Origin of the sequence: Streptomyces sp. NPDC087859 (genome assembly GCF_044742595.1) — a bacterium.
GTDB classification, from domain to species: Bacteria; Actinomycetota; Actinomycetes; order Streptomycetales; family Streptomycetaceae; genus Streptomyces; species Streptomyces canus_F.
Genome location: NZ_JBIUUU010000018.1, coordinates 83,998 through 105,761, shown reverse-complemented (window position 1 = coordinate 105,761; position 21,764 = coordinate 83,998). Strand labels below are relative to the sequence as shown.

At 70.9% G+C, this 21,764-nt stretch carries 16 protein-coding genes and 2 pseudogenes; 9 read left to right on the top strand and 9 right to left on the bottom strand.

The features are described from left to right. Positions 1–154 precede the first annotated feature (154 nt). Genes ACIOHP_RS37110 through ACIOHP_RS37100 form a run of 3 tightly spaced genes read left to right on the top strand, consistent with a single transcriptional unit; the run spans position 155 to position 3,419 of the window. Positions 155–1,531: an extracellular solute-binding protein gene (locus ACIOHP_RS37110; protein WP_361548032.1), complete on the top strand. Its 1,377-nt coding sequence runs from the start codon at positions 155–157 to the stop codon at positions 1,529–1,531. 2 nt (positions 1,532–1,533) lie between these two features. Continuing rightward, positions 1,534–2,541 (top strand): carbohydrate ABC transporter permease, encoded by a 1,008-nt coding sequence (locus tag ACIOHP_RS37105; protein ID WP_401894284.1) that lies wholly within the window; start codon positions 1,534–1,536, stop codon positions 2,539–2,541. Beyond that, on the top strand, positions 2,538–3,419 hold the full coding sequence (locus tag ACIOHP_RS37100; RefSeq protein ID WP_361548026.1) for a carbohydrate ABC transporter permease: 882 nt from the start codon (positions 2,538–2,540) through the stop codon (positions 3,417–3,419). The genes ACIOHP_RS37105 and ACIOHP_RS37100 overlap by 4 nt, the downstream gene beginning before the upstream one ends. On the opposite strand, the gene ACIOHP_RS37095 is transcribed toward ACIOHP_RS37100, so the two are convergent. Together ACIOHP_RS37095 and ACIOHP_RS37090 are read right to left on the bottom strand one after the other, a co-directional pair. Continuing rightward, on the bottom strand, positions 3,409–5,628 hold the full coding sequence (locus ACIOHP_RS37095) for a glycoside hydrolase family 3 N-terminal domain-containing protein (RefSeq protein WP_401894281.1): 2,220 nt from the start codon (positions 5,626–5,628) through the stop codon (positions 3,409–3,411). The two genes, ACIOHP_RS37100 and ACIOHP_RS37095, sit on opposite strands and share 11 nt — an antisense overlap. A gap of 353 nt (positions 5,629–5,981) precedes the next feature. Next, positions 5,982–7,205, bottom strand: coding sequence for an N-acetylglucosamine kinase (locus ACIOHP_RS37090; protein WP_401894280.1), 1,224 nt, complete (start codon positions 7,203–7,205; stop codon positions 5,982–5,984). Positions 7,206–7,213: 8 nt separating this feature from the next. On the opposite strand from ACIOHP_RS37090, the pseudogene ACIOHP_RS37085 reads away from it, so the two are divergent. Continuing rightward, positions 7,214–8,481 (top strand): annotated as a pseudogene (locus tag ACIOHP_RS37085) (glycosyl hydrolase). Between the two features lie 46 nt (positions 8,482–8,527). On the opposite strand, the gene ACIOHP_RS37080 reads toward ACIOHP_RS37085, so the two are convergent. Both ACIOHP_RS37080 and ACIOHP_RS37075 read right to left on the bottom strand, forming a co-directional pair. Further along, complete coding sequence (locus tag ACIOHP_RS37080) at positions 8,528–10,003, bottom strand: glycoside hydrolase family 3 N-terminal domain-containing protein (protein ID WP_361548017.1); 1,476 nt, start codon at positions 10,001–10,003, stop codon at positions 8,528–8,530. 97 nt (positions 10,004–10,100) lie between these two features. Further along, positions 10,101–10,974, bottom strand: a pseudogene (locus tag ACIOHP_RS37075) (nitrate/nitrite transporter); the annotation flags it as partial. Between the two features lie 128 nt (positions 10,975–11,102). On the opposite strand from ACIOHP_RS37075, the gene ACIOHP_RS37070 reads away from it, so the two are divergent. Continuing rightward, on the top strand, positions 11,103–11,729 hold the full coding sequence (locus ACIOHP_RS37070) for an RraA family protein (protein ID WP_401894277.1): 627 nt from the start codon (positions 11,103–11,105) through the stop codon (positions 11,727–11,729). 26 nt (positions 11,730–11,755) lie between these two features. Here ACIOHP_RS37070 and ACIOHP_RS37065 read toward each other — a convergent pair whose 3' ends face one another. Beyond that, on the bottom strand, positions 11,756–13,396 hold the full coding sequence (locus ACIOHP_RS37065; protein ID WP_401894275.1) for an esterase/lipase family protein: 1,641 nt from the start codon (positions 13,394–13,396) through the stop codon (positions 11,756–11,758). Between the two features lie 659 nt (positions 13,397–14,055). Here ACIOHP_RS37065 and ACIOHP_RS37060 point away from each other — a divergent pair. Continuing rightward, entirely contained in the window at positions 14,056–14,400 is a 345-nt protein-coding gene (locus ACIOHP_RS37060) for a hypothetical protein (protein WP_401894273.1), read from the top strand. A 115-nt stretch (positions 14,401–14,515) separates the two neighbouring features. Here ACIOHP_RS37060 and msrB read toward each other — a convergent pair whose 3' ends face one another. The 4 genes from msrB to ACIOHP_RS37040 form a co-directional block, all read right to left on the bottom strand. Further along, entirely contained in the window at positions 14,516–14,923 is a 408-nt protein-coding gene (gene msrB / locus ACIOHP_RS37055; protein ID WP_307024659.1) for a peptide-methionine (R)-S-oxide reductase MsrB, read from the bottom strand. A gap of 19 nt (positions 14,924–14,942) precedes the next feature. Further along, the gene (gene murC / locus ACIOHP_RS37050) at positions 14,943–16,331 is read right to left on the bottom strand and encodes a UDP-N-acetylmuramate--L-alanine ligase (protein WP_401894271.1); all 1,389 of its coding nucleotides are present in this window, start codon (positions 16,329–16,331) and stop codon (positions 14,943–14,945) included. Positions 16,332–16,490: 159 nt separating this feature from the next. Beyond that, positions 16,491–16,964, bottom strand: coding sequence for an indole-3-glycerol phosphate synthase (locus ACIOHP_RS37045; protein WP_199924593.1), 474 nt, complete (start codon positions 16,962–16,964; stop codon positions 16,491–16,493). Between the two features lie 132 nt (positions 16,965–17,096). Continuing rightward, positions 17,097–17,852 (bottom strand): pyrimidine reductase family protein, encoded by a 756-nt coding sequence (locus ACIOHP_RS37040; RefSeq protein ID WP_401894449.1) that lies wholly within the window; start codon positions 17,850–17,852, stop codon positions 17,097–17,099. Positions 17,853–18,138: 286 nt separating this feature from the next. Here ACIOHP_RS37040 and zapE point away from each other — a divergent pair, with 286 nt between their 5' ends. The 3 genes from zapE (at position 18,139) to ACIOHP_RS37025 (ending at position 21,682) form a co-directional block, all read left to right on the top strand. Next, positions 18,139–19,245: a cell division protein ZapE gene (zapE, locus tag ACIOHP_RS37035; protein WP_361548000.1), complete on the top strand. Its 1,107-nt coding sequence runs from the start codon at positions 18,139–18,141 to the stop codon at positions 19,243–19,245. 395 nt (positions 19,246–19,640) lie between these two features. After that, complete coding sequence (locus ACIOHP_RS37030; protein WP_361547997.1) at positions 19,641–20,219, top strand: carbonic anhydrase; 579 nt, start codon at positions 19,641–19,643, stop codon at positions 20,217–20,219. A gap of 5 nt (positions 20,220–20,224) precedes the next feature. Beyond that, the gene (locus ACIOHP_RS37025) at positions 20,225–21,682 is read left to right on the top strand and encodes a SulP family inorganic anion transporter (RefSeq protein ID WP_401894269.1); all 1,458 of its coding nucleotides are present in this window, start codon (positions 20,225–20,227) and stop codon (positions 21,680–21,682) included. Positions 21,683–21,764: the final 82 nt, after the last annotated feature.

The following is a 21,764-nucleotide window of genomic DNA, read 5'->3' as shown; positions in this document are numbered from 1 at the left end:
GACCTCTCACGGAACCACCACGGAACCGAAAAGCAACACGGCTAGGCATTGACCTCCGATGAATTCTGGTCCACCTTTTCATCAATCGGAGTCGAAGTTGGTTCATTGAACCAGCCACATCCCTGACTCGCCCGGTCGCAGGAGGGCCCATCACATGCGCGCACAGAGACTGACCCGCACCTTGACCTGTCTCGCCGTTCTGTCGCTGACCGCCGCCGGCTGCGGCCTGTCGGGCGGCGGTTCGGGCGACGGGGACGCCATGGCCGGCGGCTGCAAGGTCGACAAGGGCAACGTCGGGTCGGGCAGGCTGACCGGGGACGTCAAGGGCACGATCACCTTCCAGACGACGAATCTGAAGAAAGACTTCGGGGACTTCTTCAACGGAGTGATCGCCGACTTCGAGAAGGCCCACCCCGGCGCCAAGGTCAAGTGGATCGACGACCCCGGCGACAACACCTTCACCAGCCGCACGGTCGCCGACGCCCAGGCCTGCACGCTGGCGGACGTCATCAACGTCAACGCGCCGACGGCAACAGCCCTCACCAAGGCCGGCTACCTGCTCGACGTCGGCACCAAGGACCCCGACGCGTCCAAGCCCTTCGTCCCGTCGTTCTGGAAGTCCGGCACCTTCAACGACGCCGACGGCAAGGCGATCCACACCACGCTGCCCTGGTACACCGGCGGTGTCCTCCTGACGTACAACAAGGACCTGCTGGCGAAGGCGGGCATCGACCCGGCGAAGCCGCCGACGAGCATCTTCGGGCTCTTCGCCGACTACGAGAAGATCGCCAAGGCCTCCGACGGCAAGTACTTCGCGACGATGGCCAACCCCATCTGGCGCATCCCCGCCGACTTCGACCAGATGGGCATCAAGGTCCTCTCCGCCGACGGCAAGTCCGCCGTCTTCGCCGACGACCCGCGCACCACCCAGTGGGTCGCGTGGATGGCGAAGCTCTACAAGGCGGGCGCGATGCCGAAGGACTCGCTGTCCTCCAGCAACGACCCATCCACGCTCTACAGCCAGGGCAAGGTGGCCTACGGTTCGACGAACCCGAGTTTCGTGCGGTTCGTGAAGCAGAACAGCCCGTCGGTCTACGACAAGACGGCCGTCGGCCAGCAGCCCTACGACGCGCTCGGCCGGGCCTCCGCCGGCGCCCCGCAGTACATCTCGGTCGCCGCGACCAGCAAGCACGCGTCCACGGCACTGTCGTTCGCGGAGTTCCTCACCAACGCCGAGAACCAGACGGCCTGGTGCAAGGACCCGGCCGTGGTGATCTTCCCGACGACCACGGAGTCGCTGAGCGACCCGTTCTTCCAGAACACCACCGGCAGCGACCCGTTCTCCCAGGCCCGCAAGCTCGTCGCCGACCAGCTGAAGACGGCCAGCACCAACCAGACCAACCTCTCCCCGGCCGTGCAGAACGCGATCGTCTCCCAGGTGCAGCTGGCCATGCAGGGCAAAAAGAGCGCGGCGGACGCGGTGAAGGACGCCCAGGAGAAGGCCGACGAGCTGCTGAAGCAGGCGGGCTGACCGTGACGGCTCAGATCACGAAGCCGGTGTCCGTGTCCGGCGCGGAGCGCACCCCCGCCGCGCCGGGCGCGAAGCCCTCCCGACTCCGGGCCCTGCTGCCGGGCCCGGCAGCAGGTGCCAACGGGGCCGCGATGTACCGCCGTTGGTGGCTGCCCTGGCTGTGGACGGCCCCCGCGATCGTCTGCGCCGTGGTGTTCGGCGTGTTCCCGTTCCTCAACACGCTCCTGCTGTCGTTCACTGACGCCAAGCCACTGGGCGGCGCCGCGAGTTTCGTCGGGCTCGACAACTACACGCGGATGCTGGACGACTCCGACTTCTGGCTGGCGACGCGCAACAGCATCCTGTACGCCGTGATCGTCGTCCCGCTGATGGTCCTGCTGCCGCTGATGCTGGCGGTCCTGGTGGAGAAGAACCTCCCCGGCATCGGCTTCTTCCGCTCGGCCTTCTACACACCGGTGCTGGCCTCCAGCGTGGTCGTCGGTCTGAGCTGGCAGTGGCTGCTCGCCGACGACGGACTGGTCAACACCTGGCTCGAGAAAGCCCACTTGATCCGGTCGGCGATCCCGTTCCTGTCCGACCCGTGGCTGATCCTGCTGTCCGCGATGGGCCTGACGCTGTGGAAGGGCCTCGGCTGGTACATGGTCTTCTACCTGGCCGCGCTCGGGAACGTACCGAAGGAACTGCACGAGGCGGCGGCCATGGACGGCGCCGGCTCGGTCCGCCGCTTCTGGCACATCACGGTGCCCGGCGTACGGCAGGCCATGATGCTCGTCGGCACGCTCACCGGTATCGGATCGCTCAGGGTGTTCACCGAGATCTACATGCTCGGCAGCTCCACCGGCGGCCCCGGCGGCGCCGACCGCACCCTGCCGTTCTACATCCGGGACGTCGGCCTGGACCCCATCACCGGCAACGCCGGTTACGGCTCCGCCGTCAGCGTGGCCCTGTTCCTGCTGACGCTGGGGCTGACCCTGCTGGCGCAGCGCCTGACGAAGGAGGACGAGTCGTGACGACCGCTGTTCCGGCCACGCGCCGGCGCCTGCTGCCACGCTGGCGGGACTACGGCCGCCCGCGCGAACTGGTCGTCCGCTACCTGCTGTTGTTCCTCGTGCTCGGCCTCACCGTGGGCCCGTTGGTCTGGCAGCTGCTGGCCTCCCTGAAGAGCACGAGCGAGGACGTCTTCGGCGCCGACGCCACCCTCCTGCCGCACGACCCGACCCTGCGCGCCTACCGCACGGTCTTCGAACAGGTCCCGGTGGCCTCGTACATCAAGAACAGCCTGATCGTGGTCGCCCTGTCGGTCACCAGCCAGCTGGTCTTCTCCACGACGGCCGGCTACATGCTCTCCAAGCCGGGCTGGAAGGGCCGCAAGGCGGTTTGGGTGGTGCTGATCGCCTCCATGATGTTCCCCTTCGAGTCGATCATGGTGTCGCTGTTCCTGAGCATCCGCGACCTCGGCCTGGTCGACAGCTTGGCCGGCGTCTGGCTGCCCGGCTTCGTCGGCGCCATCAACGTCCTGCTGATGCGCGCCGCGTTCCTCGCCGTCCCGCGCGAGATCGAGGACTCGGCCATGCTCGACGGCGCGAACGAGTGGCAGCGCTTCCGGCACCTGTATCTGCCGTCCGCGTGGGGCGCGATCCTGGTGGTGGTCATCAACACCTTCATCAGCGCCTGGGACGACTTCCTCTGGCCGCTGATCGTGCTGCGCTCGGAGAGCAACATGACGCTGACGCTGGGCCTTTCACGGCTGCAGAGCTCGTCGTTCGGCTATGACCAGCGGATGGTCATGGCCGGGTCCGTCATCTCGGTGATCCCGGTGCTGGTGCTGTTCGTGATCACCCAGCGGTGGTTCTACAAGGGCGTCTCGTCCGGGGCCGTCAAGCTCTGACGCCCCGCATGTCCAGCACGATCGGCACGGCACGCAAAGCCGCCCGGGCCGACTCCGCGACACGGATCTCGGCGGAGTCGGTCCGGGCTTCCCCCGTCAAGAGGGGGAGAACGACCGTACGACGCTCGCCCGGTGCCAGGCCGACCCCCTGGAACGCGCACAGTTCGAGGGTGCGCGGCCAGGTGGACGTGATGAGGCGCCGGAGATAGACCTGCACGACCGAACGCCCGTACCGCTCCCCCGTGTTGGTGACGTCGACGGTCACGGTTCCGTCGGTGATCCGGGGTGTGCCGTACGCGAAGCTCGTGTACGACAGTCCGTGCCCGAAGGAGTGGCGCGGCTCCGCGCTCTCGTCGACGTATCCGCCGTACTCGGTGTCCTTGTGGTTGTAGTAGACGGGCAGCTGGGCGGCGGAGCGCGGGACGGAGACGGGGAGCCTGCCGGTGGGCTCCGCGAGTCCGAGCAGCACCTCGGCGATCGCCTCGCCGCCCCATGGGCCCGGGTACCAGGCCGTGAGCAGCGCACCGGCCGTGTCGGGGACGACATGCGGGCGGCCCTGGATCAGAACGACCGCCGTGGGCGTGCCCGTTGCGACGACGGCGTCCAGAAGCCGGTACTGGGCGGGGCCCAGCCGCAGATCGGCCAGGTCGACGCCCTCGCCGCAGGTCATCTCCGAAACCGCCCTGAGCGCGGCCCCGTTGGCGTCGAACTCGGTGTCGGCGGTGCGTGCGCTGCTGCCGCCCAGCACCAGCACGGCCACGTCGGAGGCGGCGGCCGCGGCGACGGCCTCGGGGATGCCGGAGAGGTCGTCGCCGGTGAGGGCGCAGCCGTGGGCGTGGCGGATGTCCACGCCGGGCGGGGCGAGCCGGCGGAGTCCGTCGAGGACGCTGCTGCCGGTGCCGGGGCGCTGTGGGGCGGTGTAGTCGCCCGACTGGTGTGCGGTGGTGGCGGATTGGGGCCCGATCACGGCGATACGGGAGACGGTGTCCGGGATCGGCAGCATCCCTTTGTTGTCGAGGAGGGTGACGGCGGCCCGGGCGAGCTCCTTGCTGATCTCCCTGCCTCCGGTCGGCGGAGGGGGTGTGGTGCGCTGTCCGTCGAACAGTCCCAGCCGGAACTTGAGCCGCAGGACGCGGGCGACGGCGGCGTCGAGCACCGGCTCCTCGACCAGCCCCCGCTCGACCGCCTCCCCGAGATGTGTGAAGCCTTCGTCCCAGAGGCTCAGGTCGATACCGGAGTTGAGGGCGAGGGCGCCCGCGGAGACCTTGTCCCCGGTGATGCGGGCCAGCCGGTCCACGGCGAGGCCGTCCGCCATGACCAGTCCGTCGAACTCCCAGTCGTCCCGCAGGAGTTCGGTCAGCAGGGCGCGATTCCCCGAGCACGGCATGCCGTCGACCTCGTTGTACGCGGCCATGACCGCGGCCGCTCCGGTCCGGACGCCGGCACGGGCGGCGGGGAGGTGGATCTCGTGCAGTTCCCGCAGGCCGAGTTCGGACTCCGCGGAGTTGCGGCCGCCGACGGTGGCGCCCTGTCCGGCGAAGTGCTTGAGGACGACGGGGGCCTTGTCGGCGGCGAAGTACTCGTTTTCGGTGCCCTGCATGCCCCGCACAAGCGCCTCGGTGAGCCGCGCCGCGAGGTGGGGGTCCTCGCCGAAGCACTCCTCGGTGCGGCCCCAGCGGGGGTCGCGGGCGATGTCGAGGGCCGAGACGAGGGCGACATGGCCACCCCTGGCGCGGAGTTCGGCGGCGGCGTGCGCGGCGGCCCGCTCGTACAGCTCAGGGTCCCAGGTGCCGCCGACGGCCAGGTTGACGGGCAGGACCGTGCCGTCGAGGGCCATGAGCCCGTGCGGCACCTCCTCGACGAACAGCACGGGGATACCGAGCCGGCTCCGCTCGACGACATGCCGCTGCACCAGCTCGGCGAGAGCCGCGGCGTCCTCGGCGCCGGGCCCGTTCCCGTGGTCCACGCCGGACCACGCGTCGGCACGCTGGAGCCCGTACAGCGCACCGAGTCCGGCGAACCGCTCGGTCTCGGCGTACAGGGCATCGGTGAGTTCGTAACTCCCGTCGGGGTTAAGGCGATAGGCGTCCCAGCCGTACATGCGCTGGTTGAGCTGGCCGACCTTCTCGGGGAGGGTCATACGAACGAGGAGGTCATGGACACGGGCGTCGAGGGGGGCGGTGGGGTCGCGGTAGAGGGGCTCGCTCATCAGCCGCCTCCACCGTGCGTGGGGCGGGCGAGGGCACCAGGGAGCTGAGGCCGATTCAATGTCCACCTCCACCGTGCGCGGAGCGGGCGAGGGCACCAGGGAGCTGAGGCCGATTCAACGTCCACCCCCCACCTTGCGCGGAGCGAGCGAGCGCACCAGGGAGCTCAGGCCGATTCAACATCCACCACTCACCTTGCGCGGAGCGGGCAGGAGCACCAGAGGGGTGAGGCCGGTTCAAAGTCCACCTCCACCGTGCGCGGAACGAGCGAACGCACCAGCGAGCTCAGGCCGATTCAACATCCACCCCCACCTTGCGCGGAGCGGGCAGGGGTATGCGCGAGGCGAGGGGCCCTTCATCGTCCACCACTCCCGTGTGCGAGCCGGGCCAGGGCCACGGCACCCCGGCAGCCGTCGGCGACCCAGTCGAGGGTCAGGCCGAGGGCGTGGAGGCGGGCGGTCAGGGGTTCGGTGAGGGGGCCCTCCGGGCCGAGCAGACCGCCGGTGGCGACGAGCGGTTCGCCCGGGCGGGGTGCCAATGCCCCTACGGTTTCCGCCAGTTGGTCGGCGGCCTCGTCGAGGATGCCCACCGCCACGGTGTCCTTCTCCCGGGCCGCCTCGACGACCAGCGGGGCCAGGCGGGCCAGCCGGATCGGGGGGTCGGTCATGACGGCGGGGAGGAGGTACGCGCGGTAGGCCTCGCGATGGGCGAGCGGCCAGTCCGGTACGGCGGGGCCGCCACCGTCGTACGAGACCGCTTCGCCGCCCGCCGAAGGGCCGCCCCCGCCACCCGACGCCCCGGTGCCACCCGGCCCCGCGGGCTCACCGAGCCCGTCCGGGGTCACGCCACCGTCCGGCACCGTGCCGACGCCAAGCAGCCCCCCATCACCCGGCGCCCCACTCGCACCCAGCACCACGCCACCCCCCGGCAGCACCCCGTCCGGCACCCCGAAAGCCCTCCCCACCAGCACCGCCAGCCCCGTCCCCGGCCCCCGCCCGTCCGCCATCCGCAACGCCGCCCGCACCGCGCTCCGCCCGATCCAGAACCCGCTGCCGTCGTCACCCAGCAGCCAGCCGTCGCCGTCCACCGTGGTCGTGGCCCGGCGCCCGGCGATACGCATGGCGACGGCACCCGTGCCGGCGACCAGGGCGAGGCCGTCGGCCGGGGTGCCGGGTGCGGAGGCGAAGGCGGCCTCGATGTCGCTGCAGAGGGCGACCGGCCCCGGCGGGACGCCCAGCCGTCGCAGGGCCCCGGTGAGCGCGGACCGGGCGTGGACGTATCCGGGGTCGTCCGCCGACGTCCCCGTCGCGCCCGCGAACCCGCCCGCCACGGCGACGACCCGGCCCCGCGCCGACTCCGGCACCGCCGCGGCGATCGCCTCGGCCAGATGGTCGGTGAGCTGTGGCTCCGGGACCGTCAGGGCGTTGCCCGGACCTCCCGAGCCCTCGCCGAGCAGGCGGCCGTCCGCGGCGGACGCGCACATCGCCCGGGTGCGGGTGCCGCCCGCGTCGAGTCCGACGACGAGGTCGTGCCGCGCGTCGCCCGAGTCTGCCAAGTTCTGGTTCAAATCATTGCCCATCACTGACTATGGTGGTTGATACATTCGCGCAGAACAAGAGCCGCCGTGCACCGAACCCGAGGAGGATCCCATCCGTACGCTCCGCTTCGGCGTCAACTACACGCCCCGCCGCGGCTGGTTCCACGCCTGGCAGGACTTCGACCCGGCGCACGCCCGCGAGGACCTGGAGCAGATAGCCGGCCTGGGGCTCGACCACGTCCGCGTCTTCCACCTCTGGCCCCTGCTCCAGCCCAACCGGACCCTCGTCCGCACCACCGCCGTCGACCAGCTGGTGCGACTCGTCGACCTGGCGGGCGAGGCCGGCCTGGACGTCCTGGTCGACGGCGTGCAGGGCCATCTGTCGAGCTTCGACTTCTACCCGGAGTGGACCCGCAGCTGGCACCACCGCAACGTCTTCACCGACCCGGACGCCATCGAGGCCCAGGCGGAGCTGCTCCGCACCCTCGGCCGCGCCCTGGCCGGCCGCCCCCATCTGCTCGGCCTCCAGCTCGGCAACGAGCTCAACAACCTGGTCGAGCACAATCCGGTGACCCCCGCCGAGGTGGACCACTACCTCGACACCCTCCTGGCCGCCGCCCGCGACGGACTCGGCGAGCGGGGCATGGTCACCCACTCCGCGTACGACGCCGCCTGGTACGGCGACGACCACCCCTTCACCCCCGAGTCCTCGGCCCGCAAGGGCGATCTGACCACGGTCCACCCCTGGGTGTTCTCCGGCGACTGCGCCCGCCGCTACGGCCCCCGCTCCCCGCAGGTACGCCATCTCGCCGAGTACGGAACCGAGTTGGCGAAGGCCTACGCCGAGGACCCGGCACGCCCGGTGTGGGTCCAGGAGACGGGCGCGCCCGAACCGCACATCCCGGCCGCCGACGCCCCGGAGTTCGCCCGCGCGACGGTCCGCAACTCCGCCGACTGCGAGGGATTGTGGGGCGTGACCTGGTGGTGCTCCCACGACGTGGACCGCTCTCTCGCCGACTTCCCCGAACTCGAGTACACGCTGGGCCTGTTCGACTCGGCCGGCCGCCCCAAGCCGATCGCCGAGGCGCTGGCGGAGGCGATCACCAAGCCGCACGCGCCCCGACCCCGCGACACCGCCCTGGTGCTGGACTGCACGCCGGGCACCCGGTCCGTGTCGGGCCCGGGCGGGGAGTACTTCGAGGAGTGGATGCGGTTGCGCACGGAAGGGGTGCGCCCGGCGGTCGTCCTGTCCGAACGGGCCGAGGACGAGGGGTACTTGGCCGCGCGCGGGATCAAGGAAGTCGTACGGCTTTCCTGACCAGGTTCCGGGATCAGGTTCCGAGGAGGTCGTACGAGCGTCCTGATCAGCTTCCGGTGAGCAGCTCCGCCACCGCCCGCAGGTTCACCCGCCCCCGGCCGTAGGAGCACAGCGCACCGCCCTCCGGCAGCCCGGTGTCCACCCGTACCGCGTCGGGCCGCCGGGCCAGGAGGGCCTCGCGCAGCGCGGCCTGCCAGGGGTGGAGCCCGGCGTCGCAGGTGGCGACGACGAGGGGCCGTTCGCGGGTGAGCATCCCGTCGACCAGGGCGGCCGGATCCTCCGGTTCACCGGCGACCGCCGTGCCCACGGCCGTGGGGTCGAGGGCACGGACCTCGGTGAGCAGGTCCTCGCCGCCCCAGTTGAGAGCGGGGTGCGGGTGCGGGAACAGGTCGACGACATGAGCGCCGCGCACCGCGGACGGCGCCCCCTGGCCGCGCACGGCCCGGCGCGCCGCCTCCAGTCCGGCGTCGGCGTCCCACGCGGCGACCTTCTCGGTCGGCGTCGCGTACCGCTCGGCGAGCCGCCGCACGCGTTCCGCCGCCTCCCACACCCGCTCCTCCGGCAGCACTCCGGAGCCCAGCGCGTCGAGGACCTCGTCCCGGCAGGCGAGCGTGACCTCCAGGTCCGGTACGGCGACGATGACCTGGTCGGCTCCGGCCGCGAGGGCGATACGCGCCCCGGCCGCCTCCCCGTACTCGTCGGCGATCGCCTTCATCTCCAGGGCGTCGCTGACCAGGACGCCGTCGAAGCCGAGGTCGTGCCGGAGGAGGTCGCCGAGGATGCGGCGGCTGAGGGTGGCGGGCCGGTTGGCGTCCAGCGCCGGGAAGACGACGTGCGCGCTCATCAGCATCGGCACCCCCGCGGCGACGGCGGCACGGAACGGTTCCAGGTCGGCGCGGAGTGCGTCGTAGGGCCGGGGGTCGACCGCGATGCCGTGGTGGCTGTCGGTGTCGGTGCCGCCGTGGCCCGGGAAGTGCTTGGCGCAGGAGGCGATGGAGCGTGCCTCGGTGGCAGTGATCCAGGCCCGCAGATGGCGGGCGGCCACCTCGGGGTCGGCGCCGAAGGAGCGGGTGCGCACGATCGGGTTGCTCGGCAGGTGCTGGAGGTCGGCGACGGGGGCGTACGAGACGCTGATGCCGAGGGTGGCCAGATGCCCGGCGAGTGCGTCGGCGCAGCGTGCGGTGAGGTTGGGGTCGTCGGCGACGCCGAGGGCGTAGGAGCCGGGCACCTCGGGCGCGCCCGCGCCCACCAGGTGTCCGATGCCGCCGCCCTCGTTGTCGATGGCCACCAGCAGATCCGGCCGGATCGCCCGTAGCGCGTCGGTGAGCTCGCGGACCTGCTCGGCGTCCCGCACGTTGCGGGTGAACAGGATGACCCCGCCCAGACCCCGGTCGACCAGCCGTTTCAGGGTGTCGGGGAACGTGGTCGTGCCGTCGAACCCGGCGACGAGACAGCGGTGCGCCGCCTCGTCCAGGTCGGACGGGAGGGCGGGGCCTGCGGCCGGGTGCGCTGAAGGGGTCACATCCGGATTCTTCTGGCTGGTTCAGCCGGAAGTCAACATTGTGATGGATAGTTTGATTCACCACACATCGCGCGGCTCGTGAGGTGGGGCCGGCCTCGCGCATCCGGCCGTAGGCGTAGACACAGCCGGCCAGGGCGAGGTCGGACAGGAGCATGAACCCGATGGAGTAGGAGTCCTTGGCGCCGCGCCGACGATGCCGGTCACGCTGCCGACCTGGGGCTGCGGGGTGACCCGGGCGACCAGGGCGAACACCGCGCCGCTGGTGGCGCCGAGGGCGGCCGCCATCACCAGGAGACAGATCGTGGCGCCCGGCATCAGGGCCGGGTCGAAGGCCTGGACGACACCGAGGACCGCCACCGCGACCAGGGCGAACCCCGGCGGCCCTGGTGCCCGCGTCGGTGGCGTCGAGCTCGTACCAGGTCTTCAGATACGTGGGCAGATGGACACCGAACGTGACGATGCCGCCGAACCCGATCGCGTACAGGGCGGACAGCTCCCAGGTCACCCGCAGCCGGGCGGCCTCGCCGAGGCGCGTGGTGAGCGGGGTGGACGGGACGGGCCGGTCGGGGCGGTCGTTGATGAGGAAGCAGGCGAGCACGGCGTAGACGGCGAGGGCGATCGCCAGGACGACGAAGGGCAGGTTCTCGCTGTGCCGGTACATGCGGGGCGTGAAGTAGCCGGACAGGGCGACCCCGCCCATTCCCATACCGAAGACACCGAGCGCCGCGCCCCGTAGCGGTCGGTGAGCGCGCCGACCGGCACCCGGCCTAGGGAACGACCAGCACGGGGATGGCGACCAGTTCGGACTGCGCGAAGGACGACATGTGCAGTTCGTCGTCGAAGTCGGCGGCCAGCGGGGCGATCAGGTTCCACGCCCAGAACGTGAGCGTGAACCCGACGGTGGCCACCACGAGGTTGCGCCAGGCGGCGACGGTGGGACGGTCGTCGCCGGACGTCGCCACGTCGGTCATACGTGCTCCCAGACTCCGTGATCCCTCGTCCATGACGGCACGACTCGGGAGGCCGGGCAACTTTTCCGAGGAGCTCTTTACCTCGCTCGATCTTGAGCGTCACGACGGAATCCGGGTCGAATGGACCCATGGACACCGCAGGCACCGACGCCTTCCAGGAGATTCCCCCCACCACCCTCGCCGACCTGCTGGGCCGTGCCCAGGTCATGGACATCGGCATCCGCCCGCTGTGGGACGCGCCGCGCGTCGCGGGCCCCGCGTACACGGTGCGCTGCGAGCCCGGCGACAACCTGATGCTGCACGCCGCCATCCATCGCGCCGGGCCCGGTTCGGTCGTCGTCGTCGAGTCGGGCGACCTGGACTACGCGCTGGCCGGCGGCAACGTCTGTGCGGTGGCCCGGCGCCGGGGCATCGCCGCCTTCGTGGTCGACGGCCTCATCCGCGACCTCGCCGAGGTCCGCGAGGCCGCCTTCCCGGTCTTCGCCCGCGGAGTCGTCCCGATCCCCGGCACGAAGAAGAAACTCGGCACCCTCGGCGAACCGGTCCACGTCGGCGGCGTCCTGATCCACCCCGGCGACATCGTGGTCGCCGACGAGGAGGGCATCGTCGTCACACCCGCGGCGCGCCGGGAGGAGATCCTCACGGCGGCGCGGACGAAGCTCGCCGAAGAGGCGGAGGAATCCCTGGACGCCTGGGAGGCCAACCATCGCGCGCGCATCGACGACGCGCTGCGCGAGCTGGGCTACACCGGCTGACGTCCCCTGGTCCCCCTGGTTCTCCCCTAGTCCTTCGCGGGCTCGGGCTCCTCCGTGAACGACACCGCCAGGGTGGCCTCGAAGCCGGTGCCCTTGACCGGGAAGCGCCACGCGCCGTCCCGCCCCGATCCCTCGGCCCGGACCACGCCCGTCGATTCGACGCGGGTGGCGGCCTCCAGTTCCTCCCGGGAGTCCGTGAGGCGTCCTTCGCCCGTGTGCAGATACAGCGCGGGCTCGTCGCCGTCGTCCGTCAGCAGCTGAAGGTAGTACTGCTTGCGGAAGACGACATTGTCCGAGAAGCCGATCCCGAACGAGTCCCGTTCACCGAGGTACACGTCGAGGCGGAACACCAGGCCCGGTGCCCCGTCCGGGGTCGCGGGCCGCACGGTCCGGTCGACCCAGCCCTCCCAGATCAGCCGGCCGGGCCCGGCCCAGCCGGTGGTCCGGTCTCCCGCGGCCGACAGCGGCTCGTTCAGCTCCTCTTCCAGAGGGGGCGGTCCGTCGGTGAGGCGGTCCGAGCGGAACGGGCCGTAGCAGTTCTCCGCCTCGGGACTCTGATGGAACAGATCGAAGTCGACTCCCCTCGGTTTCACCGAGACCCCGAAGTAGAACTCGCTGCGGCCGAAGAAGTCCTTGCCCCGCAGCACTTGCGCCGATTCGAGGTGCAGCCGCACGTGGTGGGTGCCGTGGAAGAACCTCATGGCGATCTCGAACGCCTCGCGCGAGGTGATGAGGGAGTCCGGCCCGCCGTGGCACTTGTGCACGAACGTCCGTGGTGCGCCCGGCAGTTGGGCCGACGCCTGCTTCACCAGTCCGTCACTGCGGTTGTGGACCAGGCTGCCTTCGTCGGTCAGACTCACGATCCGGTTCGCCACCGAGGCGATCGCGACCCCGAAACCGCGGTGGTCGGTCCCCACCACGGTCAGGACGCGCTCGACGGGGAACCAGTCGTTCCAGCGCCTGAACTCCGTGCTCCCCGGATCGAACGCCGCGAGTTCGTCGGCCGCCTCGGCGACCCCCGGTACATGGTCCACGAGTACGCGCGGCAGCACCTGGAAGGCGATGCCCCGGTGCGGGGTACCGAGCGTCACGATCCGGTGGACCAGTTCTTCCGGACGCGGCTCCCCCGCGGGGGCGTCGCTCATCTGCCGGAGCGCGGCCCGTACGACGAGCCCTCCCATGCTGTGCGCCACGATGTCGACGCCCGGGAACGGTTCCCCGCCACCGCCGTTGCGGGCGGCGGCCCGCCGAATGATGTCGATCAGGCGCACCAGACCCGCCCCGTATCCCTCGATCGTCCTCGGTTCGAGGTCGTAGTAGCGGTAGATCCACAGCGTCCCGTCCACACCGTCGCGCAGCACCCGATCTGCCATACCCGGATCGAGGACCACGCTCCCGGACAGCAGATCGTCGTCCCAGTCCCACGCGCCCGGCGGTACGGGCAGCGGTCGGGTGTAGTAGCCGACGACGTTGGTGGCGTCCCGGTAGGGATGCTCCGGGTACTTCAACGCCCGGAGCACGAAGCCCTCGTAGATGAAGTTCTCACCGCGACGGCTGGGATACACGGTCCCTTCGTTGAAGCCCTGGTAGGCGTTGCGCCGAACGCCACCGACATCCGGTCCGCCGAACCCTCGCACCAGAATCAGTGGCCGTACGAAAGCGGTCATCGCGCCCTCCCCCGATCGTGAACGTGGGCACCTCCGCAGTCCCGCCCTACCAGAGTCCCGGCCGCGTGAACACACTGGCTCCGGCAACTACGCCCCGAATCAGGCTCGTTCAGGAGGTCATGCGCAGAGACCGTGCGCCCGACGACGTACCGGCCGGCGGACCGGGAGGCCTCGCGAAGGCGACACCGGAAGGCCGGACCCTGGTGGTGGTGTCCCAGCCGAACGGCAGGGCCACATCGAAGCGACCGTCGTGACCGGCGCCCTCGACGCGAGACCACGGGTCCACGCCTTCCAGAAGCCGAGCCCCGAGGACGCCGGCCGGCACGCACGGGTGCGGCTGTGGGACCCGGAGACCGCTCGCCCCCTTCCCGCGTCCCAGCGGTCGGTCGCCCAGGACAGGCCGAGCAGGGCCTGGCTGTTGGGGACGGGCGACCGGATCGCCGTCTCCGTCACGCGCCAGGCGCGCGACGGAGAGAACGGCGCCCACACCTACCTCGGCGTCCACGCCACACCGGAGGACGTGGTCCGGACGGCCGACGGAGAGATCGTCCTGCTCTGCCTCAACAGCGCGCTGGTCCTGCTGGATCCCCGCACCGGACTCCAGAGCTGCGGCCCTGTCCCCGTGGCGCCCGCCTCGCCGTCGGGCAACGAGGCCTGGGGTGGACAGCTCACCGCGCGGCCGGGCCCACCCGGACCAGGTGGCGGTGGTCACGCGGGAGTGGGCCGGGGACGGCCGGATCGAGGTGTGGGACGTGCGCAGGGGTACCGGGCTGTCCCGGCTGGAAGGCGCCCCGCTCGCTTATGCCTCGGACGACTTCGACCGGCTCACGGTCTTCACCCCGGACGGCGACCGGCTCGCCGCCCGCGGCGAGGACCACCGGGTGAAGTGGTGGCAGGTGGACGACGAGCGCGGCACGGGACGCACCGGTCGCCTGGAGGAGGTGAGCAGTCTGCTGAGCGCGCCGGAGGACGGGACCTCACGAACGACGACCACGACACCGTGACCCTGCGCCGCGGCACCCGGCCCCTGCAGCCCCGCGCAGCGCACGGCACCGCGCCTGCGTCCGGCCCGGGACACGTCACCGTGCCCGGGCGGCTGACGCCGCGACCCCCGTCGGATCAGCCCTCGTCGGGTGTCAACCGCAACGAGATGCTGTTGATGCAGTACCGCTGATCCGTCGGGGTGGCATACCCCTCGCCCTCGAACACATGCCCGAGATGCGACCCGCACCGGGCACACCGCACCTCGGTCCGCACCATCCCGTGGGACCGGTCGGACACCAGTTCCACGGCGTCGGTGTCCTTCGGGTCGTAGAAGGAGGGCCAGCCGCAGTGGGACTCGAACTTCGTGGTGGAGGTGAAGAGTTCGGCGCCGCAGGCGCGGCAGGAGTAGACGCCCGTCGTCTTGGTGTCGGTGTACTCACCGGTGAAGGCGGGCTCCGTGGCGGCCTGGCGCAGCACGGCGTACTCGGCCGGGTTCAGCTCCGCACGCCACTGCTCGTCCGGCTTTTCGACGTCGTACGACATGTTGCTCAGCCCCTATCCACTACGCGAGACGGTCCAGGATGCGCGGGCCGAGGTCCGTGACGTCGCCCGCGCCCATGGTGAGAACGAGATCGCCGGGCCTCGCCATTCCCGCGACCACCGCGGGGACGTCCGCCTTGTCGTGGACCGGTGTCACGTCCGCGCCCGCGGCGCGCGCCGCGTCGATGATCAGGTCGCTGGTGACGCCGGGGATCGGGTCCTCGCGGGCCGGGTAGATGTCCAGGACCAGCGAGGCGTCCGCGAGGGACAGCGACTGGCCCATCTCCTTGCCCAGCTCCTGGGTGCGGGAGAAGAGGTGGGGCTGGAAGACCACCAGGATGCGGGCGTCGCCGGCGGCCCCGCGCATCGCCTCCAGGTCGGCCGTCATCTCGGTCGGGTGGTGGGCGTAGGAGTCGATGACCTGGACACCGGCCACCTCGCCCTTGAGCTGGAGGCGCCGCTTCACGCCCGTGTACGCGGCCAGGGCGGGGGCGAGGTCCGTCGCGGGGATGCCGAGCGCGACGCCCGCCGCGAGGGCGGCGACCGCGTTGTGCGCGTAGTGGCGGCCGGGGACGGAGACCGTGAAGGTGAGCGGCGTGCCGTCCAGCTCGACCGTGACCTCGCTCTTCAGACCCTGGGCCACCACCGACAGCACCCGTACGTCGGCGTCCTCCGCCTCGCCGTACGTCACCGTCCGCACCGAAGGAGCCACCCGTCGCGTCAGCTCCCGCGCGCCCTCGTGGTCGGAGGAGATCACCAGCGTGCCGCCGGGGACGATCTTTCCGGTGAACGTCTCGAAGGACTCGTAGATCTCGTCCATGGACGCGTAGTTCGCGTGGTGGTCGAGCTCGACGTTGAGGACGATCGCGACCTCGGGGGCGTACTTGTGGAAGCTGCGGTCCGATTCGTCCGCCTCGGCGACGAAGATCTCGCCGTCGCCGTGCAGCGCGTTGGAGCCGGGGGCGTCCAGGTCGCCGCCGATCGCGTACGAGGGCCGCAGGCCGAGCTCCGACAGGGAGACCGCCAGCATCGAGGTGGTCGTGGTCTTGCCGTGGGTGCCCGCCACCGCGATCGGACGCAGGCCTTCCATCAGGGCGGCCAGCGCGTCGGAACGGTGCACCACCGGGATGCCCAGCTCGGCCGCGCGGGCCAGCTCCGGATTGTCCTGGCGGATCGCGGACGACACGACCACACAGCTCGCGTCGTCCGCGAGGTGCTCCGCCGCGTGCCCGATGTGCACGGTGGCGCCCAGCGCCCGCAGCGCCTCGGCGGTCGCCGACTCCTTGGCATCGCTGCCCGCCACCTTCGCCCCACGCTGCGCGAGGATCTTCGCGATCCCCGACATCCCGGCGCCGCCGATGCCGATGAAGTGCGGTCGGTCCATGGCGGTGGGAAGGGTGCCGGGTGCCACGTGATGTCTCCCTGTGCATACAGATACGGCGGACGTACAGGCGCCCCAGCCTAATTGCCCACGGTGCCGCGACCGACCCAGGGGCGCGGGGCTGTATCGATTCGCGGCCACCGCCGCGTGGGCGCGACCAGCCCCCACCCGCCCGCACCCGAAGAACGGCTACGCCTTGCTGTGCGAGAACAGCTTCAGCACCGGCACCCCCACCTTGTGCCGAGCCCGAGAAGCCCAGTCCCGGTGGAAGAACTCCTCCACGTAATGCGGATCGGTCAGCACGATCACCTCGTCCGCCCCGACCTCCTCCACCAGCCCCTTCAGCGCGTCCAGCGGATGGTCCTCGATCAACCGCCCCTCCGCCGCGTTCCCGGAGCCCCGCAGCGCCTGCAGGGACACCTCCAGCGCCCGCTCCCCGAAGGGCCTCGCGGCATCGCCCTCGGGTACTTCACGTTCCTTCGCCGCCTCGTCCAGTTCGCCCAGGGCGACGTCGTCGATGGCCCGCAGCAGGCGGTCCGCCTGGTCGCCGCGCGGCTGGAGCAGTACATGGAAGGAGACCTGCTCGTCGCCGTGCAAGGTGGTGACGAACTCCACGTCGGCGGACGTCAGGGCCTTTTCGATCATCAGTACGCTTGTGAACACCGAGCGCCCCTTCTGCGGAAACCATCCTGCCCCGTGATCTCACGGGGCTGCGAGATTCAGTGTGCCCGTCGGAAGCTAAACGGAACGGTAGATTCCGCCGATTTCGGGACCGGCGGTACCGCTGAACGAATTTCAAGTGCGCTGGTAGCGGCCGAAGAGAAACCCCTCCTCCTCCAGCAGGGACGCCAGTGCGAACCGATGCGGAACCGCGACGGACGGTCCCCCGGCGATGCGCTGGGCATCACCGGCGGTGAGCATCGGGGAGACGGTCAGACAGAGCTCGTCGAGCACGTCGGCGGCCACGAACTGACCGAGCAGCCGCGGGCCGCCCTCGGTCAGCAGCCGGGTGAACCCGAGGTCCGCGAGAGCCCGTACGGCACGGGCGGGCTCCACACCGACGCCGGCACCGGCGATCACGACCCGGGCGCCCGCCTTCTCGGCGGTCGCGATCCGGTCGGGTGCGGCCGCCGCGCCGGTCAGGATCAGGGTGGGGACGAGGGGGGAGGTGAACAGCGGAAGGGAGAAGTCCAGCTCCAGACTGGCGCTGACCACCGCGATCGCCGGTGCGGGTCCCTGCCCGGCCGCCTCCCGGCGCTCGGCGAACTCGGCACGCGCGCGTGCGGGCCGGTAACCCTCCTGCCGTACCGTTTCCGCGCCGACGACGACCACGTCCGCCAGCCCCCTGAGCGTCCCGAAGATCCGCATGTCGGCCGCGGTGGAGATGGGCTGCGACTTCCCGTCGTGCTGAGCGGCACCGTCGAGCGTCGACACCATGTTCGCCCGCAACCAGGCCACCGGCGCCCCGCCGGTCACGGTCTCGGGATAGGCGTAGGCCTCGGCCAGCTCGTCGAGACTCCACTCACGGTCGACGAGATCGGCACCGGGCAGGACACCCGTGCCGGAGTCGGCCGACGAGGAAGGACCGGCGCCGGTCCCACCCAGAGCACGCACCCCTTGGCCCCCCTCTCCGACGACACCGGACCCGTCCGTCCCGGATACCCCACCGAAGCCTTCTGTCACAGCGACGCCGGTACCGCCGTCCGCGGCGCCGGACACCACGACCGCACCCACGTCCCCGGGCCCACCGCCGGAGGCCCTCGTCATTGTCTGGTCGGTCACAGGGAACAGGCGTCGCATGTCGTGCAGTGTGGCACGGCGCTTAGCATGGGGAACCGTGTCGTCCTCCACCACCGCCTCCGGGATCAGCCCGATAGCAGACGCGGCCCCGATGTCCCTGTGCTCCCGTGAGCCGCACGTCCCCGCGGACCGGCTCGTCGCCGAGATGGTGCCGCCGCCGCGGTTCGACTCGGTGCGGTTCGGCACGTACATCCCGGACCCGAACCAGCCCAGCCAGTTCGAGGCCGTCCGGGTGCTGGAAGGCTTCGCCGGCGGACTCGGCGGGGCGCATGCCGTCGGCGGCGGGAAACGCGGGCTCTTCGGGTTCGGGAAGGCCAAGGCGCCCAAGGTGCCGGCCGGCCCCCGCGGCGTCTACCTCGACGGCGGCTACGGCGTCGGCAAGACCCATCTGCTCGCCTCCCTCTGGCACGCCACCCCGGCGGAGCCCTCGCTCAAGGCGTTCGGCACCTTCGTCGAGCTGACCAACCTCGTGGGCGCCCTGGGCTTCCAGAAGACGGTCCAGACGCTCTCCGGCCACCGTCTGCTGTGCATCGACGAGTTCGAGCTCGACGACCCGGGCGACACCGTCCTCGTCTCCACCCTGCTCGGCAAGCTCGTCGACGCGGGTGTCGCCCTCGCGGCCACCTCCAACACGCTCCCCGGCAAGCTCGGCGAGGGCCGCTTCGCCGCGGCCGACTTCCTGCGCGAGATCCAGGGGCTCAGCGCCCACTTCCGGCCACTGCGCATCGACGGCGAGGACTACCGCCACCGCGGTCTGCCCGCGGCACCGGCCCCCTACTCCGAGGAACAGGTCACCAAGGCGGCGTACGCCACCGAGGGCTCCTCGCTCGACGGCTTCCCGCAACTCCTCGAGCACCTCGCCCGCGTGCACCCCAGCCGGTACGGAGCGCTGACCGATGGCTTGAAGGCGGTGTGCCTCACCGACGTACAGCCGATTCCGGACCAGTCCACCGCGCTGCGGCTCGTCGTGCTCGCGGACCGGCTGTACGACCGTGAGGTTCCGGTCCTCGCGTCCGGACAGCCGTTCGACCAGCTGTTCAGCGAGGAGATGCTCAAGGGCGGGTACCGCAAGAAGTACTTCCGGGCCATCTCCCGGCTCACCGCACTGGCCCGCGACGGCAAAGGTCTCGTCGGGCCCGCCTAACCGGTGAACTCTCGCAGGTCAAGGGCTGGTTCCCGCCAGCGGACCTACGCTTTTCAGGCTCTCTTCAGCTCGAAACGTTAAGTTAACCCTGCAAACAACTTTGCAGGGTTAACGTGTTTCTTGACCAGGCATTGACCATGTCTTGGCAAGCGCGTGAGCCGTGAACCACGGGGAGGGGGACGCATGTTGCGGGACAAACCGACATGGATCGGGATCTCAACCTCAGCCGTGAGTCCACTCCCCCTCACCCTCTTCGCTATCTCGGCATCGTTCGCGACCGCGCACACAGCCAGTGAGGCTTCGACCAGAGCTCTGCCTCGCAGATAACGGCAGTACCCCCCACCTGTCATGCACGTCCGACGCGCCGCTGCAGGCGCGCCAGGAGGAGTCACCACATGCAGCCCCTCATCGACAACGCCCGTCTGTTCGGACAGCGCCCTGAGGAGTTCGCCAGGCTCGCAGAAGGCCAGTCCCCTCAGGTCCTGTTCATCACCTGCTCCGACTCCAGGGTCGTCCCGGCCCTGATCACGGGCGCCGGCCCCGGCGAGCTCTTCGAGCTGCGCACCGCCGGCAACATCGTCCCGCCGTACACCTCCGAGCACCCCACCAGCGAGGCGGCCACCATCGAGTACGCCGTAGAAGTGCTCGGCGTCAGCGACATCGTGGTCTGCGGCCACTCGCACTGCGGCGCCGTCGGCGCCCTGGTGCGCGGCGACGACCTGACCGCCGTGCCCGCCGTGCGTGACTGGCTCGCGCACGCCGCGCCGCGCCCCTCGGGAGCGCCCGAGGACCCGTGCGTCACCGAGGGCGTACAGAGCCACGTCCTGACGCAGCTGCTGCGGCTGCGCTCCTACCCGTTCATCGAGAAGAAGTTGACGGATCGTCAACTCACCCTCCGCGCCTGGTACTACGAGGTTCACACCGGCGCCGTGCGGGAACACCGCACGGACACCGACACGTTCGAAGCGCTGTGATCGCGATGATGACCAAATACCCTCATCTGCGGCAGGACTTCGCCGCCTCCCTGGTCGTCTTCCTGGTCGCGCTCCCGCTGTGCGTGGGCGTCGCGGTCGCCTCCGGCGTGCCGGCAGAGCTCGGACTTGTCACCGGCATCGTCGGCGGCATCGTCACCGGTCTGATGCGCGGCAGCAGCCTCCAGGTCTCCGGACCGGCGGCGGGCCTGACCGTGCTGGTCTTCGAGGCGGTCCAGGAGTTCGGGCTGCCCGTGCTCGGCGTGATCGTGCTGGCCACGGGCGTGCTCCAGATCCTCATGGGCACCCTGAAGCTGGGCCGCTGGTTCCGGGCCATCTCGGTCTCCGTCGTCGAGGGCATGCTCGCCGGCATCGGCCTCGTGCTGATCGCCGGACAGCTGTACGCGATGGCCGACGCCAAGGCGCCCGCCTCGGGCCTCGGGAAGATAGCCGGGCTGCCCGGCGCGCTCGCGGACGCCGTCGGGAACACCGGGGCGCTGGCCTCGCTCGGCCTCGGTGTCGGCACCATCGCCGTCCTCGTGCTGTGGAAGCGCATGCCGGCGAAGGTGCGCACCGTGCCCGGCCCGCTCGCCGCGGTCGGCCTGGCCACGCTCGCCGGTCTGGCGTTCTCCATGCCGGTGGCGACCGTCGAGGTGCAGGGGCTGCTGGGTTCCATCCAGCCGCCGTCCTTCACCGCCTTCGGTGAGCTCGCGAACATCGGCGTGCTCGCCACGATCGTCGCGTTCACCCTGATCGCGTCCGCCGAGTCGCTGTTCAGCGCGGCGGCCGTGGACCGGCTGCACGACGGGCCGCGCACCGCGTACGACAAGGAACTCGTCGCTCAGGGCGCGGGCAACGCGCTCTGCGGTGTGCTCGGCGCGCTGCCGATGACCGCGGTGATCGTGCGCAGTGCGGCGAACGTCCAGGCGGGCGCGAAGACCAAGGCGTCCCGGGTCATGCACGGCGTATGGCTGCTGCTGTTCGCGGCGCTGCTGCCGGGCGTCCTCGCCTACATCCCGATCCCGGCGCTCGCGGGCATCCTGGTCTACTCCGGGGCCAAGCTGATCCCCGTGCGGGAGATCGTGTCGCTGTGGCGCGAGCACCGCGGTGAGGCGCTGATCCTGGTGGTCACGGCCGTGTCGATCGTCGCGGTCAGCATGTTCGAGGGCGTCCTCATCGGCCTCGCGCTGGCCGTCGCCAAGACCGCCTGGGAGGCCTCGCACCTGAAGCTGGAGGTCGTGGACAAGGGCGCCGGACCCGTCCAGGCGTATCTGTCGGGCAACGCGACCTTCCTCCGGCTGCCGAAGATCCTCGACAGCCTGGAGTCCCTGCCGCAGGACCGTCCGGTGGAGCTGGACCTGTCCGGTCTGCACCACCTGGACCACGCCTGCCGTACGGCGCTGGAGAACTGGGCCGAGCGGCACAGCGCGGTCGGCACGGAGCCGGTGCGGGTCACCGCGCAGTAGGACGCGGTACGCGATCCACCCCCGGTGCCCGGTCCGTAGCCTCGGACCAGGCACCGGGCATATCGTTGCAGGAGCGGACAAA

Excerpts from the sequence above, each read along its gene's own strand:
- ACIOHP_RS37110 (WP_361548032.1), top strand. The coding sequence starts at position 155 with ATGCGCGCACAGAGACTGACCCGCACCTTGACCTGTCTCGCCGTTCTG.
- ACIOHP_RS37095 (WP_401894281.1), bottom strand. The coding sequence starts at position 5,628 with ATGAGCGAGCCCCTCTACCGCGACCCCACCGCCCCCCTCGACGCCCGT.
- ACIOHP_RS37090 (WP_401894280.1), bottom strand. The coding sequence starts at position 7,205 with ATGGGCAATGATTTGAACCAGAACTTGGCAGACTCGGGCGACGCGCGG.
- ACIOHP_RS37070 (WP_401894277.1), top strand. The coding sequence starts at position 11,103 with ATGGACACCGCAGGCACCGACGCCTTCCAGGAGATTCCCCCCACCACC.
- ACIOHP_RS37065 (WP_401894275.1), bottom strand. The coding sequence starts at position 13,396 with ATGACCGCTTTCGTACGGCCACTGATTCTGGTGCGAGGGTTCGGCGGA.
- msrB (WP_307024659.1), bottom strand. The coding sequence starts at position 14,923 with ATGTCGTACGACGTCGAAAAGCCGGACGAGCAGTGGCGTGCGGAGCTG.
- ACIOHP_RS37030 (WP_361547997.1), top strand. The coding sequence starts at position 19,641 with ATGCAGCCCCTCATCGACAACGCCCGTCTGTTCGGACAGCGCCCTGAG.
- ACIOHP_RS37025 (WP_401894269.1), top strand. The coding sequence starts at position 20,225 with ATGATGACCAAATACCCTCATCTGCGGCAGGACTTCGCCGCCTCCCTG.